Genomic DNA, 26,440 nt, shown 5'->3' with positions numbered 1-26,440 from the left:
TTTTTTGTAGATGATTTCGTTATTCTTAGACTTGAGTTTTTAGAGGTTTCCAAGAGATTTACTGGTAAGGGTCAAGGAATATATGCGAAAACGACTATTTCTATAGAGCAAAAAGCAACGGCTGTTTTCTGAGTCGTTGCTTTTTGTGAGCTCTTTTATCCGGACTTTTTGATTTGGCGGTTCCCTGTGTTTTACTGCGCCATTTCTAGCCTTTGCTGATTCGAATAAATTCCGCTGCCATATCTTCTGGAGATTCCTTCATACCGGATTCAAGCCAGTGGATGACAACATTGTACCAGGCACCAGAGTAGTAGTACAATTCATATTTTCTGATAGAACTTTCTTTCATATCTCCGTTCATACTGATAAGGTAATCACTGATTTCATCTAATACATCAATGCTAACGTTAGCACGATTAGCCGTCAGAATGACATCCGCATATTTTTTATAAAAGCAGAAGAGGTTCAGAATAAATTCATAGTCATCATATTTTTCCAAATCTGCTGGCTTATGTTGGTTAAAATCTTCAATCATTGTATCTATTTTGTCATAGAGAACATCATTGATAGATTGATAGTTTCTGTAAAAAGAGACTCTTGCTGTACCCGAGTGGTTGATGAGCTCTGTAATGGTAATTTCTGAGGCAGGCTTTTCTTTTAGCAGGCTCATTAATGCTTGAAAGAATTTGTCTCTGACTTCTTGGTTGGCAATTTTTCTTTTATCCATGGAACAATTTCTCCTTTTTTGTTTCACATTCCCCCATTGACATCGGGGTTGCAGTCTCTTAAAATACCTATGTGAAACAAATTATACCAGATGATTGGTTTTGTATCCAAAGAAAGGATCAGGGTTATGAAAATAAGGAAATACCGTCTTGTTGAGAGTGGAACAGAAACACTGGCTGTATTAGATAATGAAAGATGGATACGGATAGACAGCTATGCGGAAGAGACCGGCAATGAAGAGCTGAAGAGCTGCAGTGATGAGCTCATTTCATTTTTACAGTATTATGAAGCTCATAAAGAAGGCTTGATTCAAGGTCTTCACAATGCTGCTGTATCTAGTGAAGTTACGCCTGATATGGAGGAGGCAATTCCATTTCAGCCGCTGCTTTACCGCGATTTTTTGCTGTCAGATACACATATGATAAATGCAGCCCGCGGTTTGGTTAAAATGACTATGAGGAATTTATATCCTATTGTAAAAGGCTATGAACTGATTTTCCGCAGACCATTTCCTAGGCTAAAACCCAGAAAAGCCTTCTATGACCATCCGCTTTATTATAAAGGGAATCACCTTTCATTTCTAGGTGATAAGGAAGCGATTGCCTTTCCTGAGTATGCAGCTCTAAAAGACTACGAATTAGAAGTCGGTATGATTATTACAAAGGAAATTCGTGATGCGACAGAGCAGGAGGGCCTGGGTGCAATTGGTGCTTTTTGTATCTTGAACGATTTTAGTGCTCGGAATGTACAATATGAAGAAATGAATTCAACAGGTCCATGTAAATCAAAAGATTTTGCCAGCTCCATTTCCAATACAGTTGTGACTGCAGATGAAATTCTCCCCTGTTTATATAAGCTGAAAACAACTGTGATCATAAATGGCAAAGTGGCTGCGACTGGTTCGACTGAGTGTTTTCAACATTCCTTTGGAGCAGCTGTTGCTTATGCTTCCAAGGGAGAGAATGTTTACTCTGGTGAGTTTATTGGTTCGGGAACAGTCGTAAATTGCTGCGGTCTTGAAAATGGAAATTTTCTGGAAACAGACGATACAATCCGTCTAGAAATTGAACGCTTGGGAAGCCTGACAAATACAATCGTATAGAGGGACAATTGGATGAATTTGAAATTACCGCCCGTAAAATCAACCACACCAAAGTGTAAGCTCACTCTGATGAATGCGGGTTTTTATGGCACAAAATTAAATATGATAAAAAAGGGGGAACCCTAGAAAGCATATTTGGGGCCCAGCCTTTTGGTTTATTATTGAGCATCCGGCTCAGGGAATAATCCTATTTGATACGGGCTATCATTCCCGATACTATGAAGTGACGAAAAAATTTCCATACAATATGCTAAATTGGATTTTACCCGTAAAAATTCAGCAGGAAGAAGATGCAAAGCAGCAACTGGAAAAAAGGGGAATATCTCCTGATGAAGTCACTATTATATTATCTCATCTGCATATCGACCATACAGGAGGTATCTGTGACTTTCCAAATGCACCGGTCTATACTATATTTCAAAGGAAGAGTGGGAGCTTGGACAGGAAACGGATCTGCAACTGCTCAAAAAAGGCTATCTCAAATCCCTATTTTCTATGCTGAAGCAGGAACAGGTGCAGATTGTCGATTTTGAACAAGGAACACCTTACGGACCGTTTCGTAAAAGTATTGATATTTTTCAAGATGGCAGCTTAATCCTGCTTCCTTTAATTGGCCATTCAGCAGGACAGATGGGGCTGATTGTCAATTGCTCTGAGAGTGAGCGCTATTTCCTGTGTGTGGACGCTGGTCTATTGCAGGGACAACTATGAAGAGATGGCCTACGGTTCGATTCTTACAAATGCTGTGCATGCAAATATAAGGCAATACCATGATTTATATAAGGTCTTAAATAGGATTTGGAAAGCAAATCTAGACTTAGAAATCATACCTTCGCATGACCCAGATATTTATAGAGAATATTTTGGACCGTTACCGAAATGAGGAGCAAGAAGCGGATGAAGACGCAGCCATCATGGGAGTCTCATACGGAATCTTCCAAAAGGAGAGCGCAGCCACCATGGGGTCTGTCCCAGTATTTTGACTGCAATTTACCTTTCGAAAATAAAGGCTATTTCTTGGCTAAAGCTTGAAATGTCTTTTGGATTTTGCTTGTGCCAGGCGATGCCATAGGATAGGGCAGGTAAGTCTTTGACAGGTATGGCCTGCAGCCAATCGGAATGCTGGACGGCAAAGCGCGGCATAACAGCAAGACCGACTCCCCCTAAAATCATGGCCTGAGCTATCTGAGCAGAATCTGCATAATAGATCTGTGGCTCTGTCAGGGAGTGTTCGATTCTATTCTGGACTTGCGCCAGTTCGGGCGGTGTATTGAGAGGGTCCAAGAATACTAAGCTTTCTTGCTGGAGCTGCTCTAAGCAAAGCTGCCCTTGCCTGCTGAGCGGATGGTCCTTTCTGAAGACGCAGACAAACTGTTCTTGAAACAGTTCTTGGAATTGAATTTCCGAATAGGCCTGAATATTTTCTGAAACAGTGAAAATCAGATCCAGTTCTTGGTTTAGCAGGCTTTTTTTGCTGCTTTTATAGTCTAAATTTTTTAAAAATAAGCGCAGGGACGGAAACTGCCTATGGTAATGAGCAATCACCTCGGCCATCCAGACCTGCTCTTTCTCATTGCCTTCGTAAGCGATGACGAGGCTGTCTGTAAAAAGCTTGCCTTGACTTTTGGCCTTGCTGACAGCAGCGGTTAGCTTGGGGTAAATCTCCCTCATATCTTGGTAAAAGGACTGCCCTGCCGGTGTCAGTTCAACTCGTCTTTTATTTCGCAAAAAGAGCTGCAGTCCCAACTCCTCTTCTAAGCTCTTGATCTGGTGGCTGACAGCCGGCTGACTGATATAGACCAATCGGGCTGTGGCGTTAAAATTCAGTGTTTCAGCCAGATGAATGAAACATTCTAATTGTCTGCTGTTCATGGCTGTCCTTTCTGATAAAAACCTTTTATTAATAATAACATAAAAGAATTTCTAATTCAGCTATAAAACTGTTAAAATAATGATAAAAATAAAGAAATATTATCAATGAGGTGTGCAATGAAATATATTATTACTGGCTGTGACGGTCAGCTGGGCGGCCGTGTCACAGAAAATATGCTAAAAGAGGTCAAGGGAAGCGATCTGATTGTCACTTGTCCCTTTTTAGACCGTTTGGATCCTGAGAAGAAGGAACGCTGGGAAGGCTTGGGGATAGCCGTTCGTCAGGCCAATTATGACAATCTGGAAGAAATGACGGCTGCTTTTCAAGGCGGGGACCGCATTTTTATCGTATCTGCTGTGACCATTGGTGCCATTCGGATTCAGCAGCACAAAAATGTGGTTGATGCAGCGATTCAAGCAGGGGTTCAGCATATCACTTATACCTCCTTCTTGGGAGCCAGCGATCCTGCCTATGCCCATGTCTATGTGACCCCAGACCATACGGCAACAGAGTCTTACATTCGTGAAGCGGCTTCTGTCCACGGAGTGGATTATAATTTTATGCAGGACAATCTCTATCTGGAAAATTATCTGACGACCTCTGTCATGCTGGCCCTCATGTCAGGCAATAAATGGTATACGACAGCAGGAGAAGGGCGAGGGACCTTTATCCCCAAGGACGATGTGGCGCGTGTGGCGGCAGCCTTGCTGTTAGGGAAAGGTCAGCCAGAGAAAACCTATAAAATCTGCGGTTCAGAATCCATCTCTCAGCGTGATATTGCTGCCATCATCAGTGACTTGTCAGGCATTTCCATCGAATACTGTCCTGTCAGTCATCAGGAATTTTATGATTACTTGGATTCCATGCATATCCCGAGAGAGGCCACGGGCGATTATTCTCAGTCGCCTGTTCCTTGGTGCGGCAATGATATGGTCACAAACGAAGCCAGCATTGCTGAAGGCTTGATGGATGTGCCATCTGACGATGTAGAAATTCTGACGGGACAAAAACCCATGACCGCACGTGAATTGGCCAAAAATTATGCTTATATCTGGGAAGAGAAGATCTGCAACTGGAAGGATATACGATAGATGATTGACCAAAGGCAGCTGAAGGGCTGTCTTTTATTTTCCTTGACATTAGAATTGTCAGAATTTATAATAGAGGTAGAAAACCGATAACAGTGTTATCAAGATGGAGTGAGGGCAGTAATGGGAAAAGAAAGCGATCTTTTAAATGAGAAAATTTTAGCCAGCGCTCAAAGCGAGTTTTATACTTTTGGCTATCAGAATGCCTCGCTGCGGCGTATCTGCCGCGGTGTTGGGCTGACGACAGGGGCGCTTTACAAGCGCTTTTCCAGCAAGGACCAGCTCTTTAAAGCTGTGCTTGCACCGACCTTGGAGGCTATTGAGGCCTATGGAGAATCCCAGAAAACGCGCGATTATGATTTCTTGGAGAAGAGTCAGCTGTCCCGGATGTGGGAGCACCGTCTGGAAGATTTGGAGGCCTTGATGCAGCTGCTTTATGAGCACAAGGACAATATGCGCCTGCTCCTGTTTCGCTCGCAGGGCTCTTCACTGGCGAATTTCAAGTCCGATATGATTTACTTTGCTACGATTGAGACCTATCATTATCTGGAACGGGCCCATAAGGAAGGCAAGATCCGTCACCTGCTGGAATACGAATATCTGCAATCGTGCATGACCGCCTACTATACCGCTCTTTTTGAGCCCTTGGCGCAGGACTGGCCTAAGAGTCAGGCCATGTCATTTTGCACTTCGGTTCTTCAGTTTTTTAATTGGGAAGCCCTGCTGGATTTTTGAATAGAAAGAAGGAATAAGGATGAAAAAGAAATCTGTCGTTTCCTGGATATGGGAATTTGTTTCCCTCCATAAATTATATTTTGCCCTCAGCCTGCTCTTTGCCTTTGCCTCTGTGCTCGCAGGCTTTCTGCCCTATTTCTTCATTGGCAGCATGATCAACCAGCTCCTGGCTGGCAATAAAGACTGGGATTTTTATCTGCTGCAGTCCGTCTGGATCGGGCTCTTCTGGGCAGCTTATTGGGGCTTTCACGGTATTTCCACTCTGCTGTCACATACGGCGACCTTTAGGATTTTAGCAGAAATGCGGCACCGGCTGACAGATAAGCTGGCCAGACTCCCCTTGGGAACGGTGCTCAGCCAGTCGTCTGGTACCTATAAAAATATCATTGTGGAGCGGGTCGATGCCACGGAAACAACGCTGGCTCACCTGATTCCGGAATTTACCTCCGGTCTCTTTGGTCCCCTGATTATTTTGGCTGCCATGCTGGTCATTGACTGGCGGCTGACCCTGCTCTCCCTCCTGACGGTTCCGGTCGTGATTCTGGCCTATATCCGTATGGCCAAAAACAGCGAAGCAGATTACCAAAATACCATTGCCAAGACTCAGAAGCTTAATGATACTGCGGTTGAGTATATCAACGGTATTGAGGTTATCAAGGTTTTCGGCAAAGAAAAATTCTCCTATGATAAATTTGTCAAGGCGGCCAAGGAAGGAGCAGACTGCTTTATCGAGTGGATGCGCAAGTTTAATCTGGAAATGGGAATTGTGACCGCCTTTCTGCCTTCCGGCCTGCTTTTTCTGCTGCCGGCCGGTACCTATTTTTACTTGCAGGGCAGTCTGAGCGCCGGGAATTTTATCCTGATGATTATCCTGTCACTGAGCCTCTTGACGCCGCTGATTTTGGTCGCTTCCTATATGGACGACCTGCGCAAGATTGGCACTATTTTCGGCGAAGTCATTGCGATTTTGGAAAAGCCGGATTTGGCTCGGCCCGAGGAGCTGACAGTTCGGCCGCAGGGGACAGAGCTGGCTATGTCAGACGTCTGCTTTGGCTACTCGGAGGATGAGGAAGTCCTGCATGATTTGTCCCTTCAGATCAAGGCCGGCAGCATCAATGCCTTGGTCGGTCCTTCCGGATCCGGTAAGTCTACCATTGCTAAGCTTCTGGCTTCCTTCTGGGATGTTTCATCTGGTCAGATTACCTACGGCGGCGTGGACATTCGTCAGCTGCCGCTGGACTATTACAGCCGGCAGATTGCCTATGTGACTCAGGATAACTATCTCTTTGACGAGAGCATTAGGGAAAATATCCGCATGGGCAATCCCGAGGCTTCTGATGAGGAGGTCGTGGACATTGCCCGCAAGTGCGGCTGTTATGACTTTATCATGAATCTGGAAGATGGCTTTGATACCATTGTCGGCTCTGGCGGCGGCCATCTGTCCGGCGGCGAGCGCCAGCGGATTGCCATTGCCCGGGCCATGCTCAAGGATGCGCCAATCCTGATTTTGGACGAGGCCACGGCCTATACCGATCCGGAAAATGAAGCCCGCATCCAGTCCAGCCTAGCCCGCCTGATAGAAGGGCGGACGCTGATTGTCATCGCCCACCGCCTGTCCACCATCATCAGCGCAGACCAGATTATCCTGGTCAATAAGGGCCGAGCAGAGGCTAAGGGCCGGCATGAGGAGCTGCTGGCAGAAAGTCCGCTCTACGCTTCTATGTGGCAGGCTCACATCGCGGTCAAAGACAGCGATGATCTGGAAGGAGGTCTGGCCCATGCTTGATACACTGAAAAAATTCTTTGATTTCTGTACGGCAGAAGACCGCAGGAAATTCTACCAATCCATTTATCTGGGTATTCTCAAATCCTTTATCATTGCCCTCAGAATCCCGGCAATCGGCCTAGTTGTTATGGGCCTGATTGAGAAAAATCTGTCCATGCAGACCTTTTGGCTGAGTCTGGCCATCATGCTGGTCTCTGTCCTCCTCAATGTCTGGATTACCCTCAAAATCACCATGCTGCAGACAGAAGCCGGCTACCATACCTGTGCACAGAAGCGGATCGAAATCGCTGAGCACATGCGCTATCTGCCTATGGGCTATTTTAATCAGAACAGTCTGGGCAAGATTACCAGTGTCACGACCAATACGCTGGAAAATCTCTCCGATGTGGCAACCCGGGTGGTCATGATGACGGTGCAGGGCTTTCTGACAACGGCCCTCATCACCTTGCTGGTCTTTGTCTATGACTGGCGGGTGGGGCTGGTCCTGTTGATTGGCCTCGCTCTCTTTCTCCTGCCAAATAGCATCATGCGCTGGCATGCAGGCAGGGTTTCGGATGAGAAGCACCAGGCAGACACGGACTTGGTGGCCGTTGTGCTGGAGTACAGTCAGGGCATTGCGGAGGTCAAAAACTACAATCTGGTCAACCGCTCGGCCAAGAAACTGTCTAAAGCCATTGATTATAAGAGCCGGATGGATAGCAAGATGACCTATGCCAGCTCGCCTTATATCGCCCTGCAGGGCATAGCGACCAAGCTGACGGGTGTCTTCATGGGCTTGGCCTCTATATACTTCTATCTGAACGGCAGCATGGAGCTGCTGGTCTGCGTCATGATGATTGTCAGCGGCTTTATGGTCTACGAAAATCTGGATGGCGTGGGCAGCTATTCTTCACTTCTGAGGATTGTTGACCTGTCAGTCGATATGGTCAATCAGGTGCTGGCTATCCAGCCCATGGATACCAGCGGCCAGGAGATTGAGCCTGAGACCGCGAATATCGAACTGGACCATGTCAGCTTTTCCTACGGGGATAAAAAGATTATCCAGGATGTGTCTTTCAAGATTCCGGAAAAGACGACCACAGCCTTGGTTGGGCCGTCTGGCTCTGGCAAGACCACCCTCTGCAATCTCATCGCCCGTTTCTGGGATGTGGATGAGGTCCGGATCAGCCTGGACGGTCACGATGTCCGGACTTATAGCTATGACAGCCTGATTCGCAATTTCAGTTTTGTCTTTCAAAGGGTTTATCTCTTTGAGGATACCATTGCCAATAACATCAAGTTTGGCCGGCCGGATGCCAGTCAGGCAGAGGTAGAAGCAGCGGCCAAAAAAGCGGCCTGTCACGACTTTATCCTCTCGCTGCCGGAGGGATACGAGACCAAAATCGGCGAAGGCGGCGCCAGCCTGTCCGGCGGAGAGCGCCAGCGGATTTCCATCGCCCGGGCCATTATCAAGGATGCCCCCATCATCATCCTGGACGAGGCCACGGCCAATGTGGACCCAGAAAATGAAGAAGCTCTCATGCAGGCCATTCAGGCTCTGACCCATGATAAGACCATTATCATGATTGCCCACCGGCTCAAAACCGTTGAGCAGGCGGACCAAATCATCGTTCTGGACCAAGGCAGCATCGTTGAGCAGGGCAAGCACCAAGACCTGCTGGCCCAAGACGGCCTCTACAGCCGCTTTATCCAAGAAAGAAAAAGGGCCGCCAGCTGGCGGATTGAGACGAGTGAATGATTGCTGAAACAGCAGACTGAGAGGTTTGCTGTTTTTAATTTGGGGGAGGAATGGTATAATAGATGAATCATTATCAATATGAGGCTTTTTCTGTGTTTAAATCAAAAAAATTCATCTTTATTTTCTGTGGTATTGCCCTACTTGTTTTTATTGCCTGTCTCCCATCTTTGGTTGAGCATTCTTATGACTATACCGATGACGGAAAGTTTATTGTCGAACATCAGGAGTCAATCAAGGAAACAATCATTGAAATGCTGGATCCTGAAAAAAAGCATATACAGTCGGTTACACTTTTACCGGGCACTGCTCAGGGTGAATACGATAATGGCGGCTCAATCAGCGGGAACTATCATATTTATTTTTCGGCTTATGTCAATGACAATCGAGAACAGTCATTAAAGGGCGAGCTGTCTTTCCCGGATGCTGAGATACCTCCTTTTACTTTTATTCACCCTAATCCTTATGAAGATGCCGATCAGGATATGACCAGTTGGTATGCAGACTTTGAAGTGTCTGAAAATTCTTTTTGGGATTGGAAACGAGAGGAAGAGGTCGCAGAATATGCATGGAAAAATTTCGCGGACTCTCTTTCTGATTTGGGGAAAAGTCTTGTGAAACAGGTTCAAACAGAAAGAGCAGCCCTTCTCTTTGACCAGTGGCTGCAAGAACACCAGGAAAATTTCAAGTCAGCTATCCAAACAGAACTCTATCGAGCAGATCCAGAACTGGAACAATCATTGGGGAAGATTCAAAGCATTCGCCTGAGTAAAAGGCAAGACTACTTTCCTTATTCCACTAAAGAGCTGCGTTTCGATGTTACATTTGAAAAATATCCTGAGGAAGCAGCGACTATAGAGGCAGAGTTTTATTCACAGGATGGTCGGTCTATTTTTAAGGATTCCTCAGTACCGGCCGTTATAAGTTTTTATAATGGACGCTTTGCTATTAAATCCGAGGCTGATTCAAAACTTTCTTCTATTTTTAGCAAAAGTAGGTTAGGCAATAGTATAGGTGAAATATCTTACGAACTCCCTGAGGATTATAAAGAAAGGATTTTAATCCCATAATATTCAGCAAGCCCTAGGTTTGCTTTTTTTTTCGTTCGCAGGAGCTTATGTTCTCGACTATGCCAGACCAGTCAAGTGTGCTATAATGATGTAGAAGATATAGGAGGGGCAAGATGCCAAAAGTTGAGGAAAATTTTCAGAACGATTTTGAGAAAAGATTGATACAAGAGCTGAAAGAACAGTCAGAACATGCCTATCAAAATTATCAGCTGGGAAAGAGTTTGACTCTGAAAGAAGCGAAGGATTATTTTGGTTTGTGGAATTAGTTTAGGCTAGCCATTACATTATTAGTATTGTAGTATTGCTGAGGAAGTAGAGGCTATGGTTAGGAGAAATATGAAAAAAATTTTTTACAGAAGTTTTGATACTCCATTTTCTTTACACGATTTAAGGGTCAGTCAAATTTTATACGAAAATAATGATTTACACATTCAGTTTGAGTATATGATTGATTATAGCCAAGAGGAAGAAAGATATTATGAAGCCAGTATTTGTTTTGAAAATGCTGAGCCTGACTTTTGCCAAGCTTACATTTTGGATAATCAGAAAAATCAGACATTCACAGGCTGTCTCTATTCATTGGAGGATTTTTTAAAGCAATTTCCACAGTTTGATTTTACGATTATTTATGAATATTACGGTTACGAAAAATGTCTTTGGCAAGGAGAGTTGTCTATAGAAAACAAGATTTTTTCTTGCCAATTAGAAATCGTATATACAGGCGATATAATTTACAAGATTGGAAAAGAGAAACGATAGAAATAAAGAGGTACCCTATGAACGAAATCAAATGCCCCAACTGCGGGGAAGTTTTTACAGTCAACGAAAGCCAGTATAGTGAACTTTTGTCCCAAGTACGGACGGCGGAGTTTGACAGGGAGATTCATGCGCGGATTGAGCAGGAGCTGGCTTTGGCCGAGCAAAAGGCTCAGAATCAGCAGCAGACCCTGCTGACGGAAAAGGAACAGGAGATTGCAAATCTGCAGCATCAGGTCAGTCAGTTTGCTGTGGAAAAGGAGCTGGTCAAAAAAAGATGTGGAGAAGGACTATAATCAGCAAATGGCTGAAAAGGACCAGGCTCTTGCCGATCTCCGCAGTCAGATTGCTCAGTTTGAAACCCAGCAGGAGCTGACGAGGAAAGAGGCTGAGCAGGCAGCCAGTCAGCAGCTGCAGGAGAAGGACAGGGAAGTCCAGCAGCTGGAAAATCAGCTGGCCAGTCTGCGCTTGGAGCATGAAAATCAGCTGCAGAAGACCCTGTCTGCTGTCGAGAAGGAGCGGGATGCGGCTAAAAATCAGCTGGCCCTGCAGGAAAAGGAAGCGGAGATTGCCCAGACTTCCCTCAAGGAACGCTATGAAATCCAGCTGCGGCAGAAGGATGAAACTATTGAGTTTTACAAGGATTTCAAGGCCAAGCAGTCGACCAAGATGATTGGCGAGAGTTTGGAACAGCACTGCGAGTACGAGTTTAACAAGAACCGTATGGCCATGTTTCCACGAGCGGAGTTTGGCAAAGACAATGACGCCAGAACCGGCAGCAAGGGCGACTACATCTACCGGGAGGTGGATGAGAATGGCGTTGAGATCCTCTCCATCATGTTTGAAATGAAAAATGAAGGTGACGAGACGGCGACCAAGAAAAAGAATGAGCATTTTTTCAAGGAGCTGGATAAGGATCGGAATGAGAAGAAGTGTGAGTATGCCATTCTCGTGACCCTGCTGGAGGCAGACAGCGATCTTTACAATTCGGGTATCGTGGATGTCTCCTATGCTTATGAGAAGATGTATGTCATCCGGCCCCAGTTCTTCCTGCCCATGATTACCCTCCTGCGCAATGCGGCCCTTAATTCTCTCCAATATAAGCAGGAATTGGCCCTGGTGCGGGAGCAAAATATTGATATTACCCACTTTGAGGAGGATCTGGATGCTTTCAAAGTGGCCTTCGCCAAAAATTATAATTCAGCATCAACCAACTTTGGCAAGGCCATTGATGAGATTGACAAGGCTATCAAGCGCATGGAAGAGGTCAAGAAATTCCTGACGACCTCCGAAAATCAGCTGCGCCTAGCCAACAACAAGCTGGACGATGTCTCGGTCAAAAAACTGACACGCAAAAATCCTACCATGAAAGCTAAGTTTGAAGCTTTGAAGGGGGAGTGATGGGGGAGTAGAAATATAGACGAAGCTATTTTAAAAAAACAAACTTAAGTTTATTTTATTGGAGATTATTATGAAAAATGAAAATTTATCACAAAATTTTGAACTAACCAATGGTGAATCGGAATTTAGTTATGGCGAACTAGAGGAACTTTTGGAAAGTCAGTTGGCAATAAGTTTTGAAGAATTGGAAATTCTGAAACAAGAAAAAGAAAAAATCAGCAACCCAGATAATTTAGGAGAGATTGTTTTGGAAGAAGTCTGGAATCAGTTTGCTAATCAAATTGGTTTGGATTTAACAGATGAAACACTCGTGCAAGCCTATGACAGAAAAAATCCTGATGGATACACTAAAAATGTAGGAAACTCTGTTCTTCAGGACAAGAGTTATCGTGATGCCAATAAGCAAATGAAACAACAGCAGCGTGAGGGGAATTTGAAAGATGAATACACAGGAAAGAAACTGAAAATTAATGATAAAGCTAATTTGGACCATGTTGTTCCTAGAAAAGAAATATATGATAATTCTTGGCGTAAGATTGCTGATATCAATACAAAAGATTTAGCAAATAAACCAGAAAACCTTAAAGCGACCAACGAATCACTTAATAAGAGTAAAGGTGCCAAATCAAATACAGAATACATTAAAGGTAGAGAAGTAAGAGAACAAAAATTAATAGAGCAAAATAAACGTGCTAATGATAAGATTGATAAGAGAAGTGGTATTAGTACAGTTGAAAAGAAACAGCTTAAAGCAAAAAATGACAAAAAATTACAGGATAAACTAGATGCAGAGGATAAGTTGATGATGGATTCTGAAAAATCTGCAAAGAAAGCAATCTATAAAGACATCGCTCCAAAAGCAACTTTGAATATAGGAAAAAAAGCAGGTAAAGATGCTTTAAAAGTTATGGCAATTTCATCTTTATTTGCATTGTTAAAAGAAATCATGAATGCTTTTATACGTTTTCTAAAATCTAAGAAAAAGTCAGTTGATTCTTTTTTGGAGGAAATGAAACAAGCAATTAAATCATTTTTTAACAAGCTTTCTAGTATTTTTGAAGCGGGAGCAGTTTCCTTTATTGGCAGTATCATTTCAGAAATTTTGGGTGCTGTAGGTCAAACATTTGTGAAGTTTACAAGTATTATTAAGCAGGCTATAGCCTCTGTAAATCAGGCAATTTCTTACTTGCTAAATCCTGCAAATAAAAATCAAACTGTAGAATTAAAAATAGCAAGTATTTCTAAAATTCTTATAACAGGGATTACAGCAACAGGAGCATTTTTTCTTGGTGAAACTATTTCAAAATTTTTAATGACAGTCCCAGGAATGCAGATAGAAATTCCATTTTTAGGATCCTTTGCCAATATTATAGGTCTGTTTTTTGCTAGTTTAACATCTGGCTTAATAGGAGCTGTTGCAATTAACCAGCTAGATAGATTCATTTCTAATAGACTGGTTGAAGAGAATGTAAAGAAGCAACTAGAGGTGAAAAATAGTGTATTACATATTCAGGATACCCAAATTGCTGTTGTAGAAGGTAAAGTAGCTCATTATCGCAACAGTATATTGGCAAACATGTCTGAGAATCATCGGAATTTGCAAGAAATAGTAGCTAAATTGGGAAATGATGAACTTATAGAAACGAATGATTATAAGCAGAAAATTATTGAAAATGAAGAATATTTTGTAAATAAACAAACTGGTTTAAAAAAAATGCAGGAAGACTTGCTTGATTTATTATAGGAATGAAAAATGTCGGAACAAATTGAACAATCGCTTGAAGTTATGGGACTTAAAAATTTAGAAAAGTTTAATAATAAAAAAGATGAGTTGAAAGAATTTAGTGAAAAAATTCCAAAACAATCTGAGTTGCCCACAGTGCCACAAAATGAAAAAATGTTTGGGCTGGTTGATATTGATTATGCTGTAAAAGGAAAAGATATGAATCATTTGACTGAAGTAATTCAGGATAGAATGATTGAACAGAATAAAAATATCAAAAAAATTATTCAGGAATTTAATACAATCTATGAGACATTTCAGATTTTAGATGATGATTACTTGAAACATATATCATTTTCACTGAATAGTGCTCAAGCTGCAAACCAAAAAGCACTTCAAGGTTTAAAAGAAATCGAAAGTTACCAAAACCAAAACAAAGAATTATTAAATGAAGTTTTAAACAATGAAGATACAATTTTAAAGATTCTTAATAAACACGATTCAATTTTACAGAATTTTATTAGTCAAAAGAATAACCAAGATTATTTACAATCTCAAATAAACAAAATAGAAAAAAATATTTCTGATACAAGTAAATACGATGAATTGAAACTTTTAATTACTGGTTATCAATCTGAATTAAAAACTGTAAAGGCAGAAAGTGCGATGCTTAGAAAGACAATGTATATTTTTATAATATTTTTTGTTGTTTTGTTTATTTTGACACTTTATTGGGGGATTAGATGATAAGCGAAACGTATTTTGAATTATTATGTAAAGAGGTTAGGAATTTAGACGAATTTAGTTCATCTAAATATCAGTTGGAAAAGATAGTCAATGATATAGCAAATTATTCTAGCAATGCCGAGCTTGAACTTATTCAAAAATTGGGAATTTTAAAGAAAGAACGAATTATCCCTAAGTTTGATGTTAAGCAGGGGAATATTATAGAATTGCTTTATAAATATTTAGGGGCAAGGGAAATTGATGAGAAATATAGTGTTTTAAAGTCAGAAGCCGCTCTTTCCTTTGAGGATTTATCTAATCAACTGAATGAGTTGATTGGATTAGATTTTGTAAAAGAACAAATCAGCAATTTGATTTGTTTTAATAAAGTACAATTTTTAAGAGAAAGACAAAATCTAAAAAAAGCTTATAGAACGATGCATATGGCTTTTTTAGGAAATCCAGGAACAGCTAAAACAACTGTAGCAAGGATTGTTGGAAAAATGTATAAATCTCTTGGCCTATTAAGTAAAGGACACTTTATTGAAACAAGTCGAACAGATTTGATTGCGGAGTACCAAGGACAAACAGCTATCAAGGTGAAGCGCTTGGTTCAAAAGGCCAAAGGAGGAGTCCTATTCATAGATGAGGCGTATAGTATTACTGAAAATGAAAATAGTGATAGTTATGGGAGGGAATGCTTAACTGAACTAACAAAAGCATTAGAAGATTATAGAGAAGATCTTGTTGTAATAGTTGCAGGTTATCAAGATTTGATGGAGAAGTTTTTTCAATCAAATCCAGGATTAAAATCACGGTTCAATAATTTTATAATTTTTAATGATTATTCTTTAGATGAAATGTTCTCTATTTTTACATTTTTTGTAACAAGAACGATTATCTGATTAGTGACAAAGCTAAAATAAAACTCAAAGAGGTATTAGAAAAACAGATGAAAAATGAAGACGAAGTTAATTCTAACGGACGATTGGCTAGGAATTTATTTGATGCCGTGATTATGAACCAGGCAAAAAGAATATTCAAAATCTCCTCAGTTTCAAAAGAAGAACTTATGCTTATTACTGAGGAAGACATTGTAGATTAGTCTGCTCTTATAAAAAGGTTTGGAAGATGGTATATAGCGCAAAAAATCATGTCCTGCATCTGGCAGACAAAAGTATGGATTATGTGACCTTTGGCCGAGGGGAGAAGCCTCTGGTGATGATTCCCGGCCTGGGGGACGGCTTGGCGACTGTAAGGGGCATGGCTCAGAGCTTGTCTTTTCTATATCGGCGACTGGGTCGGGCCTACAAGGTCTATGTTTTCAGCCGGATGAATGAATTGCCAGTGGGCTGTAGCACCCGAGACATGGCCGGAGATTTAGCGCGAGCCATGACAGCGCTGGGACTGACCCAAACTCCTGTTCTGGGCATCTCTCAGGGCGGCATGATTGCCCAGTGGCTGACCCTTGATTTTCCGGCCAAAGTCAGCCGGATGATTTTGGCTGTCACAGCAGCTAGAGCGAATGAATTAAGCAAGGAGCGGGTCGGATACTGGATGACGCTGGCTCAGGCAGATCAGTATCAGGATTTGATGGCTGATATTGGGCAACACTCCTATAGCAGCAGGACCTATGCTTGTCTGAAATATCCCTATAAGCTAATGGATTTTTTCGGGAAAATCAAGAATAAAGAGAGACTGCTGATTCAGGCCCAGGCCTGTCAGGAACACGATGCCAGAGCAGAGCTGGCCAGGATTTTCTGTCCGACCTTGATTGTCGGGGCAGAGAAAGATGATGTTCTGGGTCTGGAAGCCTCTTACGAATTAAATCGAATCATCGAAAACAGTCGCTTGATTGTCCTGCCTGACTGCGGCCACGCTCTTTACGAAAAAAATAAAGAATTTCAGCAGCTTGTCTTGGAATTTTTAGAAAGTAACCAATGAACGGAATTATCAACTTAAGAAAAGAAGCGGGCATGACCTCGCATGATGCAGTTTTTAGGCTGCGAAAGATTTTACAGACCAAGAAAATCGGTCATGGCGGGACCCTGGATCCGGATGTGGTGGGGGTTCTGCCCATTGCAGTCGGCAAGGCCACGCGTCTGGTGGAGTTTATGCAGGAGGAAGGCAAGACCTATGAGGGGGAGATCACTCTGGGCTTTTCGACGACGACTGAGGATGCCAGCGGTGAGCGGGTGGAAAGCACACCGGTAGAAGAGCTTGTGGAAGAATCCCTGATTGATGAGGCGATGCAGTCCATGACCGGTCAGCTGCGGCAGATTCCGCCTATGTACTCAGCGGTCAAGGTCAAGGGCCGCAAACTTTATGAGTACGCCAGAAGCGGTCAGGAAGTGGAGCGGCCGGAGCGGCTGGTGACGATATACAGTTTTGAGCGGACAGGTCCTTTGGCCTATGAGGAGGAGGCAGTCCGCTTTCCTTTCCGTGTCCGCTGCAGTAAGGGAACTTATATCCGCACCCTGTCGGTGGATCTGGGAGCCAGGCTGGGCTATGCCAGCCACATGTCCCAGCTGACGCGGACGGCTGCTGCCGGTATGCGCTTAGAAAAGGCACTGACGCTGGCTCAGATTGAAGAGCTGGCGGCAGCAGAGGACTTCTCCTTTCTCCAGCCCTTGGAGTTAGGAATCGGTGATTTGACCAAGGTTCAGCTCACAGAGGAGCAGATCCAAGATGTGAAAAACGGCCGTTTTATCAGCCTGCTTTCAGACGAGGTCCAGCTGGCTGGTTTTGATGGGGAGAAGTTAGCGGCGATTTTGGAAAAGCGGGACGAGATGTACAAGCCCAGAAAGGTCTTTCTCTGATCTTCAGCATTAGAATTGTCAAAAAACTGTCACAATGGTGTAATGGATAGTCAGCTGTCTCTATGATATAATGGCTACATTAAACCTCACAAAAAGATGCCAGCCGCACAACTGGCCTCTTTTTGTTTTTTTCAGCTTCTATCTTGTAAAAAACTACGAGGCATAGTAAAATAGAGGAATGATGAAAACGATTCGTATTAAAGATGAAAAAGATATTGAGCAGGCGGAGGACACGGTTCTGGTTCTGGGGTATTTTGACGGACTTCACAGGGGACATCAGGCTCTCTTTTCTGAGGCTCGGAAAATCGCCAAGGAGCAGAACTTGAAGATTGCAGTGCTGACCTTTCCGGAGTCGCCCAAGCTGGCCTTTGTCCGTTACCAGCCAGAGCTCGTGCTGCATCTGGCTAGTCCTGCAGACCGCAGGCAGCAGCTGGCTGCGCTGGGAGTTGACTGCCTTTATCTGATTGACTTTACCAGCCGTTTTGCGGGCAATACTGCTCAGGAGTTTTTTGAAAAATATGTCAAACGTATGAGGGCCAAGGCTGTGGTGGCCGGTTTTGACTATCATTTTGGCTCTGACCGCAAGGAATCGCATGAACTGGGTGATTATTTTGAGGGGAAAATTGTCATTATCCCTTCAGTCAATCTGGACGGGCAGAAGATCTCTTCCAGCCGCATTCGCGAGACCATTGCAGCTGGCAGCATGACCAAGACGCAGGAGCTTTTGGGCTACCCGCTTTCTACACGGGGCATTGTGGTGCATGGCAATGCCAGAGGCCGGACGATTGGCTATCCGACAGCCAATCTGGCGCCGCTGGACCGGGTTATTCTGCCGGCGGACGGTGTCTATGTAGTCCATGTTGAGCATGAAGGCCGGCTTTACCGCGGTATGGCCAGCGTTGGCAAAAACGTGACCTTTGAAGGCGATGAGCTTCGCTTTGAAGTCAATATTTTCGATTTTTCGCAGGATATTTACGGCGATACCATTCGGGTTTTCTGGCTGGATAAGATCCGGGACATGGTCAAATTTGACGGTGTAGACCAGCTGGCTGCCCAGCTGAAAAGAGATGAGGAGACGGCCCGTGCATGGACAGCAGGAGCCTAAAAAGATAAAAAGATTATATTTTTATGACAAAAGCTGAAGGATTCCCAAAAAAACCTAGTCAAGTCCAGTAAAATTTAGTATAATAGAAGTAGTTATTATACAAAGTAAGAAGAGAAAAGCATGATCACACTATTTTTATCGCCGAGTTGTACCTCCTGCCGCAAGGCACGTGCTTGGTTGCTTAATCATGAAGTTCCCTTTACCGAACACAATATCATGACAAGCCCGCTGTCAGCTTCTGAATTGCAGCATATCCTTTCGCTGACAGAAAACGGTACGGATGACATTATTTCAACTCGCTCAAAAATTTTTCAGAAATTAGACTTGGATGTGGAGAGCTTGTCCATTTCAACTTTGATTCAGTTGATTGAGGAAAACCCCAGTCTTTTGCGGCGTCCGATTATTTTAGACGGTAAGCGCATGCAGATTGGTTTTAATGAGGATGAAATTCGCGCTTTTCTGCCTCGGGGCTACCGTAAGGAAGAGCTGAGAGCTGCAACGATGAGAGCAGAGATTCAGTAAAGATGGACAAAAATTATAGTTACCCACTAGATTTATCGTGGAGCACTGAAGAGCTTGCTTCGGTGCTTTCTTTTTTTAATGATGTAGAAGCTGCCTATGAGCGGCACATTCAGGCGGAGCGCCTGCTCAGGTCCTACGCAGCTTTTAAGCAGGTCGTTCCCGGCAAGGGAGAGGAAAAGCGGATTGGCCGTGAGTTTGAGACTGTCAGCGGCTATTCGCTTTATCGTGCTGTTCAGGAGGCGAAAAGTAAGGGGAAAGGAAGCATTTCTCTTGGAAAATAAATTTCGTTTTGCGAAGGAAATCATCTATCAGGCTGGTGCTTTTTTGCTGGATCATCTGTACGATGATTTGGATGTGAAGCAGAAGTCCAGTCCGACCGATCTGGTCACGGAGATGGATCAAAAGATTCAGAACGATTTGGTGGAGAAGATTCTGGCCCGCTACCCCGAGGATGCCATTCTGGCGGAGGAGAACGGGCTGCGCCACAGCATTGCGGACGGATCGGTCTGGGTGATTGACCCCATTGACGGCACGACCAATTTCATTACCCAGAAGGCTGATTTTGCGATTATGCTGGCCTATTTTGAAAATGGAATCGGTCAATTCGGCCTGATTTATGATGTGACCAGAGACCAGCTCTATCATGGCGGCGGGCTTTTTGATGTTTACTGCAATGACAGAAAACTGCCGTTTTTTGAAAACAAGCCTTTCAGTGACTATCTGATGGCTTCTAATGCCGGCATGCTCAAGCACAATCACTGGGGATTGGCGGATTTTTCACGGGAATGTCTGGGAGTGCGGGTCTATGGCAGTGCCGGCATCAGTTTTGCCAAGGTCCTGTCCGGCGGTCTGGTGGCTTATTTCTCCTACAACTGGCCTTGGGATTATGCGGCGGCTTATGTCATGGCAGCTAAGCTGGGCTTTGTCATTCAGACCCTGGACGGCAAAGAGCCTGATTTTCAAAGGCAGGAGCCCATCATGATGGCTCCCCAGTCTAAGCTGAAAGACTTGCAGAAGTATTTAGAGAAGGGGAAAGAGCAGTGATGGATTTTCCGCTAGGATTTAAGGAAAAATATGAGAAACTGCTGGGATCAGAAGCAGCTGATTTTTGGGCGGCTTTTGACGAGGAGCCCGTCGCAGCCTTTCGGACCAATCCTTTGAAAGAAGGGCAGCAGGATTTTCCTGATGCCATTCCCCATACGGACTGGGGACACTACGGCAAGGTATCCGGCCGGTCGCCTGAGCATGTGACTGGTCTGGTCTATTCACAGGAGCCGGCCGCGCAGATGGTAGCGCAGGCCGCTGCTCCGGCTAAGGGCATGAAAGTGCTGGATCTGGCTGCCGCTCCCGGCGGCAAGTCTACCCATCTGCTTTCTTTTCTGGACAATACCGGCCTTTTAGTGGCCAATGAGATCAGCAGCAAGCGGGCCAAGATTCTGGCGGAGAACCTTGAGCGTTTCGGAGCCAGAAATGCCGTGATCACCAATGAATCAGCTGATCGTCTGGCAGCTGTCTTTCAGGGGTATTTTGACCTGATTGTGCTGGATGCTCCCTGCTCAGGTGAGGGGATGTTCCGCAAGCAGCCGGAGGCCGCCCAGTACTGGACACCGGACTATCCTGCCAGCTGTGCCCGCCTTCAGCGAGAGATTCTGACGGATGCGGTCAAAATGCTGGCACCCGGCGGACAGCTCCTTTATTCGACCTGTACTTGGGCGCCGGAGGAAAATGAAGAAATGGTTGCCTGGCTCTTGCAGGAATTTCCGCTGGAATTGCAGGAAATTCCGAAAATCAACGGCATGACAGAAGGGATTGGCTTTCCGCAGACAGCCCGCATGTATCCGCATCATTTTCGGGGCGAGGGGCAGTTTGCGGCGAAATTCCGCTTTGCCGGTGACCATACCTGCAAGAACATCAAGCCCTTTCGGCATCGTCTGACAGCCCAACAGCAGCAGCTCTGGCAGGACTTTCAGAAAAAGCACCTAAAGGCTGATCTGACAGGTGATTTGCAGACTTTTGGGGATCATCTCTATCTGCTGCCTGCCGGGCTCCCGGATATGTCCAAGCTGAGGATCGTCCGCAACGGCCTGCATCTGGGGCAGTTCAAAAAGAATCGCTTTGAGCCGAGCTTTGCTCTCGGTCTGGCTCTCAAACCCAGCGAAGTAAAAAAGTGCGTCAAAATTGACCGGCAGGATTTCCAAAAATATGCTGCCGGTGAGACTCTGGTGCTGCCTCAAAGCCTTGCGAATGGCTGGTATCAGCTGGTTTTGGAGGGCAATGGTCTGGGCTTTGCCAAGGTCACTGGGACAACCTTGAAAAATTTTTTTCCCAAGGGTCTGCGATTTAGGTAAAATATTAGGAAAAGCTGCTATTATATGATATAGTTGAAGGTGTGAAGGCATGGCCAGCGGTGACTTCAGAATGGCAAGGCTTTTTCGCCCTCTTCATTTTATTTAAGGAGAAATCTTTTGAACACATTCAAAAAAATAATCTTGTCGGCGGCGGCGCTGACTCTGGGTCTGGCTCTTTCAGCCTGTTCGTCTTGGATTGACCGCGGTGAGTCCATGACGGCGGTCGGCTCAACTGCTCTGCAGCCTTTGGTAGAAGCAGCGGCGGATGAGTTTGCTTCCAACAATATTGGCAAAATTGTCAATGTCCAGGGCGGCGGTTCTGGTACGGGGCTTTCGCAGGTTCAGTCCGGTGCGGTAGAAGTCGGCAATTCCGATGTTTTGCGGAGGAAAAAGACGGCATTGATGCTTCGGCTCTGGTGGACCATAAGGTTGCCGTGGCCGGTCTTGCAGTGATTGTCAATAAAGAAGTCGATGTTGACAATCTGACGGCCGAGCAGCTGCAGAAGATCTTTGCCGGTGAGATTACCAACTGGAATCAGGTCGGCGGCAAGGACCTGGAGATTTCCATCATCAATCGGGCTGCCAGCTCTGGTTCGCGGGCGACTTTTGACAGCGTCATTATGGATGGAAAAACTGCAGTACAGAGTCAGGAGCAGGACTCAAACGGTATGGTGAAGTCCATCGTGTCTCAGACACCGGGGGCGATTTCTTATCTGGCTTTTGCCTATGTGGATGATTCGGTGAAGACCATCAAGCTGAATGGCTATGAGCCTACTGCTGAAAATGTGACGACCAACAGCTGGCCGCTCTGGTCTTATGAGCATATGTATACACAGGGAGAGCCTTCGGGTCTGGCGGCTGAATTTCTGGAGTACATGCTGTCTGACGATGTTCAGAAGGGGATTGTATCCAGCATGGGCTATATTTCTATCAATGATATGAAAGTCAGCAAGGATGCTGACGGCAATGTGACTGCCTTAGAAGGAGATAGTAAATGAAAAATGAAGAATTGACCAAGACTTTGGTATCGCCTTCTAAAAATTCCCGCTTGGAGAAGTTTGGCAAGTGGCTGACCTTTGCCTGTCTGTCTCTGATTGTCATTATTGTAGCGATGATTCTGATTTTTGTCGCTCAAAAAGGTCTCTCTACTTTCTTTGTCAATGGCGTTAATGTTTTTGAGTTTCTCTTTGGCGGAACGTGGAACCCATCTGGCAAGGAATTTGGAGCGCTGCCCATGATTTTGGGCTCTTTCATCGTCACCATCCTGTCAGCTGTAATTGCTACCCCTTTTGCAATCGGAGCAGCCGTTTTTATGACCGAAGTGTCACCTAAGGGAGCCAAGATTCTCCAGCCGGCTATTGAGCTTTTGGTGGGGATTCCTTCCGTAGTTTACGGTTTTATCGGCCTGCAGGTGGTCGTGCCTTTTGTCCGTACGGTCTTTGGCGGGACTGGCTTTGGGATTTTGTCCGGAATTTTTGTGCTCTTTGTCATGATTCTGCCGACGGTGACCTTTATGACCACTGACAGTCTGCGGGCTGTTCCCCGTCATTACCGAGAGGCCAGTCTGGCCATGGGGGCCACCCGCTGGCAGACGATTTGGCGGGTCACGCTCAAGGCTGCCCGTTCTGGTATCTTTACAGCAGTGGTCTTTGGCATGGCGCGTGCCTTTGGTGAAGCCTTGGCTATTCAAATGGTCGTGGGGAACTCAGCAGTGATCCCAACTTCTCTGACAACACCGGCAGCAACCCTGACCTCTGTATTGACCATGGGAATCGGAAATACCGTCATGGGTACGGTAGACAATAATGTCCTCTGGTCACTGGCACTGGTCCTCCTGCTGATGAGTCTGGCCTTTAACAGTGTCATTAAACTGATAACAAAAGAAAGAGGTAAGAAAAACTATGCACGCTAAAAAAATGGATAAATTGGCGACGGGGCTTCTCTATACCATAGCCGGCATTATCGTTGCTATTCTTGCCTCTCTTATCCTCTATATTCTGGTCCGGGGACTTCCCCATGTCTCCTGGTCCTTCCTGACTGGTAAATCTTCTTCCTATCAGGCAGGCGGAGGGATTGGTATTCAGCTCTACAATTCCTTTTTCCTGCTGGTCATTACCCTGATTATTTCAGTCCCTCTATCTATGGGAGCTGGGGTTTACCTGGCCGAGTATGCTAAAAAAGGGCCGGTTACCAACTTTATCCGGACCTGTATTGAAATTCTGTCTTCCCTGCCTTCTGTCGTTGTCGGCCTCTTTGGTTACTTGATTTTTGTTGTGCAGTTTGAGTTTGGATTTTCCATCATCTCCGGGGCCTTGGCGCTGACCGTCTTTAATCTGCCGCAAATGACCCGCAATGTCGAGGACAGCCTGCGCCATGTTCACCATACGCAGCGTGAGGCTGGCCTGGCTCTGGGGATTTCCCGCTGGGAAACGGTGCTGCATGTTGTCATTCCTGAAGCGCTGCCGGGGATTGTGACGGGGATTGTCCTTGCTTCCGGCCGGATTTTCGGTGAAGCGGCTGCCCTGATTTATACAGCGGGACAGTCAGCACCGGCTCTGGACTGGTCCAACTGGAATATTTTCAGCGTGACCAGCCCCATCTCCATCTTCCGTCAGGCTGAGACCCTGGCTGTTCATATCTGGAAGGTCAACAGTGAAGGAACTATTCCTGACGGAACGGCGGTATCGGCCGGCTCAGCAGCGGTGCTCTTGGTTTTTATCCTGATTTTCAACTTCGGTGCCCGAAAGCTCGGCAGCTACCTGCATAAGAAATTAACATCTGCATAATGGAGGAGAAATGACAGAATATAATTGGAACGAAAAACATATCATTACTTTTCCTCAAGAAAAAGTGGCCCTGTCGACCAAGGACTTGCATGTCTACTACGGCAAGAAAGAGTCCATTAAGGGCATCGATATGCAGTTTGAAAAAATAAGATTACAGCCTTGATCGGTCCGTCCGGCTCAGGCAAATCCACCTATCTCCGCAGCCTGAACCGCATGAATGACACCATTGATATTGCCAATGTAACGGGAGAAATCTGGTATGAAGGCATTGATGTCAATCGGCCGGAAATCAATGTCTATGAGATGCGCAAGCACATCGGCATGGTCTTTCAGAGGCCCAATCCTTTTGCCAAATCCATTTATCACAATATCACCTTTGCCCATGAGCGGGCCGGTGTCAAGGATAAGAAGGTTCTGGATGAAATCGTGGAGACCTCGCTCAAGCAAGCAGCTCTCTGGGATCAGGTCAAGGACGACCTGCACAAGTCTGCTCTGACCCTGTCAGGCGGTCAGCAGCAGCGGCTCTGCATTGCCCGGGCCATCTCCGTCAAGCCGGACATTCTGCTCATGGATGAGCCGGCCTCTGCCCTGGATCCGATTGCGACCATGCAGCTGGAAGAAACGATGTTTGAGCTCAAGAATGACTATACCATTATCATTGTGACCCACAACATGCAGCAGGCTGCCCGGGCCAGTGATTATACAGGATTTTTCTATCTGGGCGACTTGATCGAATACGACAAGACCGCCAATATCTTCCAGAATGCCAAACTGCGCTCCACCAATGACTATGTATCCGGCCATTTTGGCTAAACATTGGAGGGGGGCGCAGGATGCGGCGATGCCTTTCCGATAAACGCTAATAAAAATAAAGGAAAAACGAATGACAGAACCTATTTTGCAAGTCAAGGACTTGTCGGTTTATTATAATAAAAAGAAGGCTTTAAACAGTGTGTCACTGGATTTTATGCCCAATGAAATCACGGCCTTAATCGGACCGTCGGGATCCGGCAAATCAACCTTGCTCAAGGCCATCAACCGCATGGGGGATTTGAATCCCGAAGTGACAACGACTGGGACAGTCATTTACAACAGCCACAATATTTATGGTCCGCGGACAGATACGGTGGAGCTGCGCAAGGAGATTGGTATGGTCTTTCAGCAGCCCAATCCTTTTCCGATGACCATTTATGAGAATGTGGTCTATGGCCTGCGCATCAATGGTGTCAAGGACAAAAATATTTTAGATGAAGCAGTCGAGCGCTCCCTTATCGGGGCATCTATCTGGGATGAAGTGAAGGACCGCCTGCATGATTCGGCTATCGGTCTCTCCGGCGGTCAGCAGCAGCGGGTCTGTGTGGCCCGGGTATTGGCGACCAGTCCGAAAATCATCCTGCTGGATGAGCCAACCTCAGCGCTGGATCCGATTTCTGCCGGAAAGATTGAGGAAACGCTGTACGGTCTGAAAGACAAGTACACCATGCTGCTGGTCACCCGCTCCATGCAGCAGGCATCACGGATTTCCGAAAGGACCGGCTTCTTCCTAGGGGGCGATCTGATTGAGTTTAACGAGACGAAAAAGATGTTCCTCAGTCCTGAACATCAGGAAACAGAAGACTATATCACCGGTAAGTTTGGCTAAACAGCTGCAGAAGAGAAAGGAATTTTATGCTTAGAGTACAATTTGAAGAAGACTTAGAAAAACTCCATAACCAATTCTACGCGATGGGAAATGAAGTGCTGTCGCAGATTAACCGTACAGTGCGAGCCTTTGTGACGCATGACCGCGATTTGGCCCGTCAGGTCATCGAAGACGATGCCGAGGTCAATGAATACGAGGTCAAGCTGGAGAAGAAATCGCTGGAAATCATTGCTCTGCAGCAGCCGGTTTCTCAGGACCTGCGGACGGTTATCACCGTTCTCAAGGCCAGCTCTGACTTGGAGCGTATGGGAGATCATGCGGTTTCCATTGCGCAGGCGACCATTCGGATGAAGGGGGAAGTCCGCATCGAATCTGTCGAAAATGAAATCAGCAAAATGGGCCGCGGTGTCAAGAATTTCGTAGAAGAGACGCTGAATGTCTATCTCAACGGAAACGTCGATCAGGCCTATGCCATCGCTGCTATGGATGAGAAAATC

At 45.2% G+C, this 26,440-nt stretch carries 24 protein-coding genes and 4 pseudogenes; 26 read left to right on the top strand and 2 right to left on the bottom strand.

The window, feature by feature from the left end:
* Positions 1 to 205: 205 nt before the first annotated feature.
* Complete coding sequence (locus tag STRDD11_RS10495; RefSeq protein ID WP_128837249.1) at positions 206 to 727, bottom strand: TetR-like C-terminal domain-containing protein; 522 nt, start codon at positions 725 to 727, stop codon at positions 206 to 208.
* Between the two features lie 126 nt (positions 728 to 853).
* Here STRDD11_RS10495 and STRDD11_RS10490 point away from each other — a divergent pair, with 126 nt between their 5' ends.
* Together STRDD11_RS10490 and STRDD11_RS10480 are read left to right on the top strand one after the other, a co-directional pair.
* Positions 854 to 1,828 (top strand): fumarylacetoacetate hydrolase family protein, encoded by a 975-nt coding sequence (locus STRDD11_RS10490; RefSeq protein ID WP_128837248.1) that lies wholly within the window; start codon positions 854 to 856, stop codon positions 1,826 to 1,828.
* A 513-nt stretch (positions 1,829 to 2,341) separates the two neighbouring features.
* A complete protein-coding gene (locus STRDD11_RS10480; protein WP_128837247.1) occupies positions 2,342 to 2,539 on the top strand; it encodes an MBL fold metallo-hydrolase in 198 nt (65 codons plus the stop codon).
* A 279-nt stretch (positions 2,540 to 2,818) separates the two neighbouring features.
* On the opposite strand, the gene STRDD11_RS10475 is transcribed toward STRDD11_RS10480, so the two are convergent.
* Positions 2,819 to 3,700: a LysR family transcriptional regulator gene (locus tag STRDD11_RS10475; RefSeq protein WP_128837246.1), complete on the bottom strand. Its 882-nt coding sequence runs from the start codon at positions 3,698 to 3,700 to the stop codon at positions 2,819 to 2,821.
* Positions 3,701 to 3,817: 117 nt separating this feature from the next.
* Between STRDD11_RS10475 and STRDD11_RS10470 the strand changes: the two genes are divergently transcribed.
* The 24 genes and pseudogenes from STRDD11_RS10470 to phoU all read left to right on the top strand — a co-directional run.
* Positions 3,818 to 4,792 (top strand): NmrA family NAD(P)-binding protein, encoded by a 975-nt coding sequence (locus tag STRDD11_RS10470; RefSeq protein ID WP_128837245.1) that lies wholly within the window; start codon positions 3,818 to 3,820, stop codon positions 4,790 to 4,792.
* A gap of 120 nt (positions 4,793 to 4,912) precedes the next feature.
* Positions 4,913 to 5,524 carry a TetR/AcrR family transcriptional regulator gene (locus tag STRDD11_RS10465; RefSeq protein WP_128837244.1) on the top strand — a complete coding sequence of 204 codons (612 nt, stop codon included), beginning with the start codon at positions 4,913 to 4,915 and terminating at the stop codon, positions 5,522 to 5,524.
* 19 nt (positions 5,525 to 5,543) lie between these two features.
* Positions 5,544 to 7,310, top strand: coding sequence for an ABC transporter ATP-binding protein (locus tag STRDD11_RS10460; protein ID WP_128837243.1), 1,767 nt, complete (start codon positions 5,544 to 5,546; stop codon positions 7,308 to 7,310).
* Positions 7,303 to 9,048 (top strand): ABC transporter ATP-binding protein, encoded by a 1,746-nt coding sequence (locus tag STRDD11_RS10455; protein WP_128837242.1) that lies wholly within the window; start codon positions 7,303 to 7,305, stop codon positions 9,046 to 9,048. Before STRDD11_RS10460 ends, STRDD11_RS10455 begins: the two co-directional genes overlap by 8 nt.
* Positions 9,049 to 9,110: 62 nt before the next feature.
* Positions 9,111 to 10,115: a hypothetical protein gene (locus tag STRDD11_RS10450; protein ID WP_241209415.1), complete on the top strand. Its 1,005-nt coding sequence runs from the start codon at positions 9,111 to 9,113 to the stop codon at positions 10,113 to 10,115.
* A gap of 113 nt (positions 10,116 to 10,228) precedes the next feature.
* Positions 10,229 to 10,381, top strand: a complete 153-nt coding sequence (locus STRDD11_RS13720) for a hypothetical protein (RefSeq protein ID WP_164828470.1) — start codon at positions 10,229 to 10,231, stop codon at positions 10,379 to 10,381.
* A gap of 70 nt (positions 10,382 to 10,451) precedes the next feature.
* A complete protein-coding gene (locus tag STRDD11_RS10445) occupies positions 10,452 to 10,874 on the top strand; it encodes a hypothetical protein (RefSeq protein WP_128837241.1) in 423 nt (140 codons plus the stop codon).
* A 17-nt stretch (positions 10,875 to 10,891) separates the two neighbouring features.
* Positions 10,892 to 12,272 (top strand): annotated as a pseudogene (locus tag STRDD11_RS10435) (DUF2130 domain-containing protein).
* A 70-nt stretch (positions 12,273 to 12,342) separates the two neighbouring features.
* Positions 12,343 to 14,016: an HNH endonuclease family protein gene (locus STRDD11_RS10430; RefSeq protein WP_128837240.1), complete on the top strand. Its 1,674-nt coding sequence runs from the start codon at positions 12,343 to 12,345 to the stop codon at positions 14,014 to 14,016.
* Positions 14,017 to 14,025: 9 nt separating this feature from the next.
* A complete protein-coding gene (locus STRDD11_RS10425) occupies positions 14,026 to 14,742 on the top strand; it encodes a hypothetical protein (protein ID WP_128837239.1) in 717 nt (238 codons plus the stop codon).
* A pseudogene (locus STRDD11_RS10420) lies at positions 14,739 to 15,826 on the top strand (AAA family ATPase). The gene STRDD11_RS10425 and the pseudogene STRDD11_RS10420 overlap by 4 nt, the downstream one beginning before the upstream one ends.
* Before the next feature lie 26 nt (positions 15,827 to 15,852).
* Positions 15,853 to 16,665 carry an alpha/beta fold hydrolase gene (locus tag STRDD11_RS10415; protein ID WP_128837238.1) on the top strand — a complete coding sequence of 271 codons (813 nt, stop codon included), beginning with the start codon at positions 15,853 to 15,855 and terminating at the stop codon, positions 16,663 to 16,665.
* Entirely contained in the window at positions 16,662 to 17,540 is an 879-nt protein-coding gene (gene truB / locus STRDD11_RS10410) for a tRNA pseudouridine(55) synthase TruB (RefSeq protein WP_128837237.1), read from the top strand. The genes STRDD11_RS10415 and truB overlap by 4 nt, the downstream gene beginning before the upstream one ends.
* Before the next feature lie 181 nt (positions 17,541 to 17,721).
* Complete coding sequence (locus tag STRDD11_RS10405; RefSeq protein WP_346962592.1) at positions 17,722 to 18,645, top strand: bifunctional riboflavin kinase/FAD synthetase; 924 nt, start codon at positions 17,722 to 17,724, stop codon at positions 18,643 to 18,645.
* A gap of 120 nt (positions 18,646 to 18,765) precedes the next feature.
* Positions 18,766 to 19,167 carry a Spx/MgsR family RNA polymerase-binding regulatory protein gene (locus STRDD11_RS10400; RefSeq protein WP_128837235.1) on the top strand — a complete coding sequence of 134 codons (402 nt, stop codon included), beginning with the start codon at positions 18,766 to 18,768 and terminating at the stop codon, positions 19,165 to 19,167.
* A gap of 2 nt (positions 19,168 to 19,169) precedes the next feature.
* A complete protein-coding gene (locus tag STRDD11_RS10395) occupies positions 19,170 to 19,448 on the top strand; it encodes a UPF0223 family protein (RefSeq protein ID WP_128837234.1) in 279 nt (92 codons plus the stop codon).
* Positions 19,438 to 20,211, top strand: a complete 774-nt coding sequence (locus STRDD11_RS10390) for an inositol monophosphatase family protein (protein ID WP_164828469.1) — start codon at positions 19,438 to 19,440, stop codon at positions 20,209 to 20,211. Before STRDD11_RS10395 ends, STRDD11_RS10390 begins: the two co-directional genes overlap by 11 nt.
* Positions 20,211 to 21,515, top strand: coding sequence for an RsmF rRNA methyltransferase first C-terminal domain-containing protein (locus STRDD11_RS10385; protein WP_128837330.1), 1,305 nt, complete (start codon positions 20,211 to 20,213; stop codon positions 21,513 to 21,515). The genes STRDD11_RS10390 and STRDD11_RS10385 overlap by 1 nt, the downstream gene beginning before the upstream one ends.
* 117 nt (positions 21,516 to 21,632) lie before the next feature.
* A pseudogene (locus STRDD11_RS10380) lies at positions 21,633 to 22,513 on the top strand (phosphate ABC transporter substrate-binding protein PstS family protein).
* Positions 22,510 to 23,427, top strand: coding sequence for a phosphate ABC transporter permease subunit PstC (pstC, locus tag STRDD11_RS10375; protein WP_128837233.1), 918 nt, complete (start codon positions 22,510 to 22,512; stop codon positions 23,425 to 23,427). Before STRDD11_RS10380 ends, pstC begins: the two are co-directional and overlap by 4 nt.
* Positions 23,417 to 24,301 carry a phosphate ABC transporter permease PstA gene (gene pstA / locus STRDD11_RS10370; RefSeq protein ID WP_128837232.1) on the top strand — a complete coding sequence of 295 codons (885 nt, stop codon included), beginning with the start codon at positions 23,417 to 23,419 and terminating at the stop codon, positions 24,299 to 24,301. The genes pstC and pstA overlap by 11 nt, the downstream gene beginning before the upstream one ends.
* 10 nt (positions 24,302 to 24,311) lie before the next feature.
* Positions 24,312 to 25,114: pseudogene (gene pstB, locus STRDD11_RS10365) on the top strand (phosphate ABC transporter ATP-binding protein PstB).
* Between the two features lie 70 nt (positions 25,115 to 25,184).
* Positions 25,185 to 25,943, top strand: coding sequence for a phosphate ABC transporter ATP-binding protein PstB (pstB, locus tag STRDD11_RS10360; RefSeq protein ID WP_128837231.1), 759 nt, complete (start codon positions 25,185 to 25,187; stop codon positions 25,941 to 25,943).
* Between the two features lie 26 nt (positions 25,944 to 25,969).
* The coding region (phoU, locus tag STRDD11_RS10355) for a phosphate signaling complex protein PhoU (protein WP_128837328.1) at positions 25,970 to 26,440 on the top strand (471 nt) is incomplete at its 3' end.

It is taken from the genome of Streptococcus sp. DD11 (genome assembly GCF_001578865.1).
Lineage (GTDB): Bacteria > Bacillota > Bacilli > Lactobacillales > Streptococcaceae > Streptococcus > Streptococcus panodentis.
This window is presented reverse-complemented; position numbering and strand designations above follow the sequence as displayed.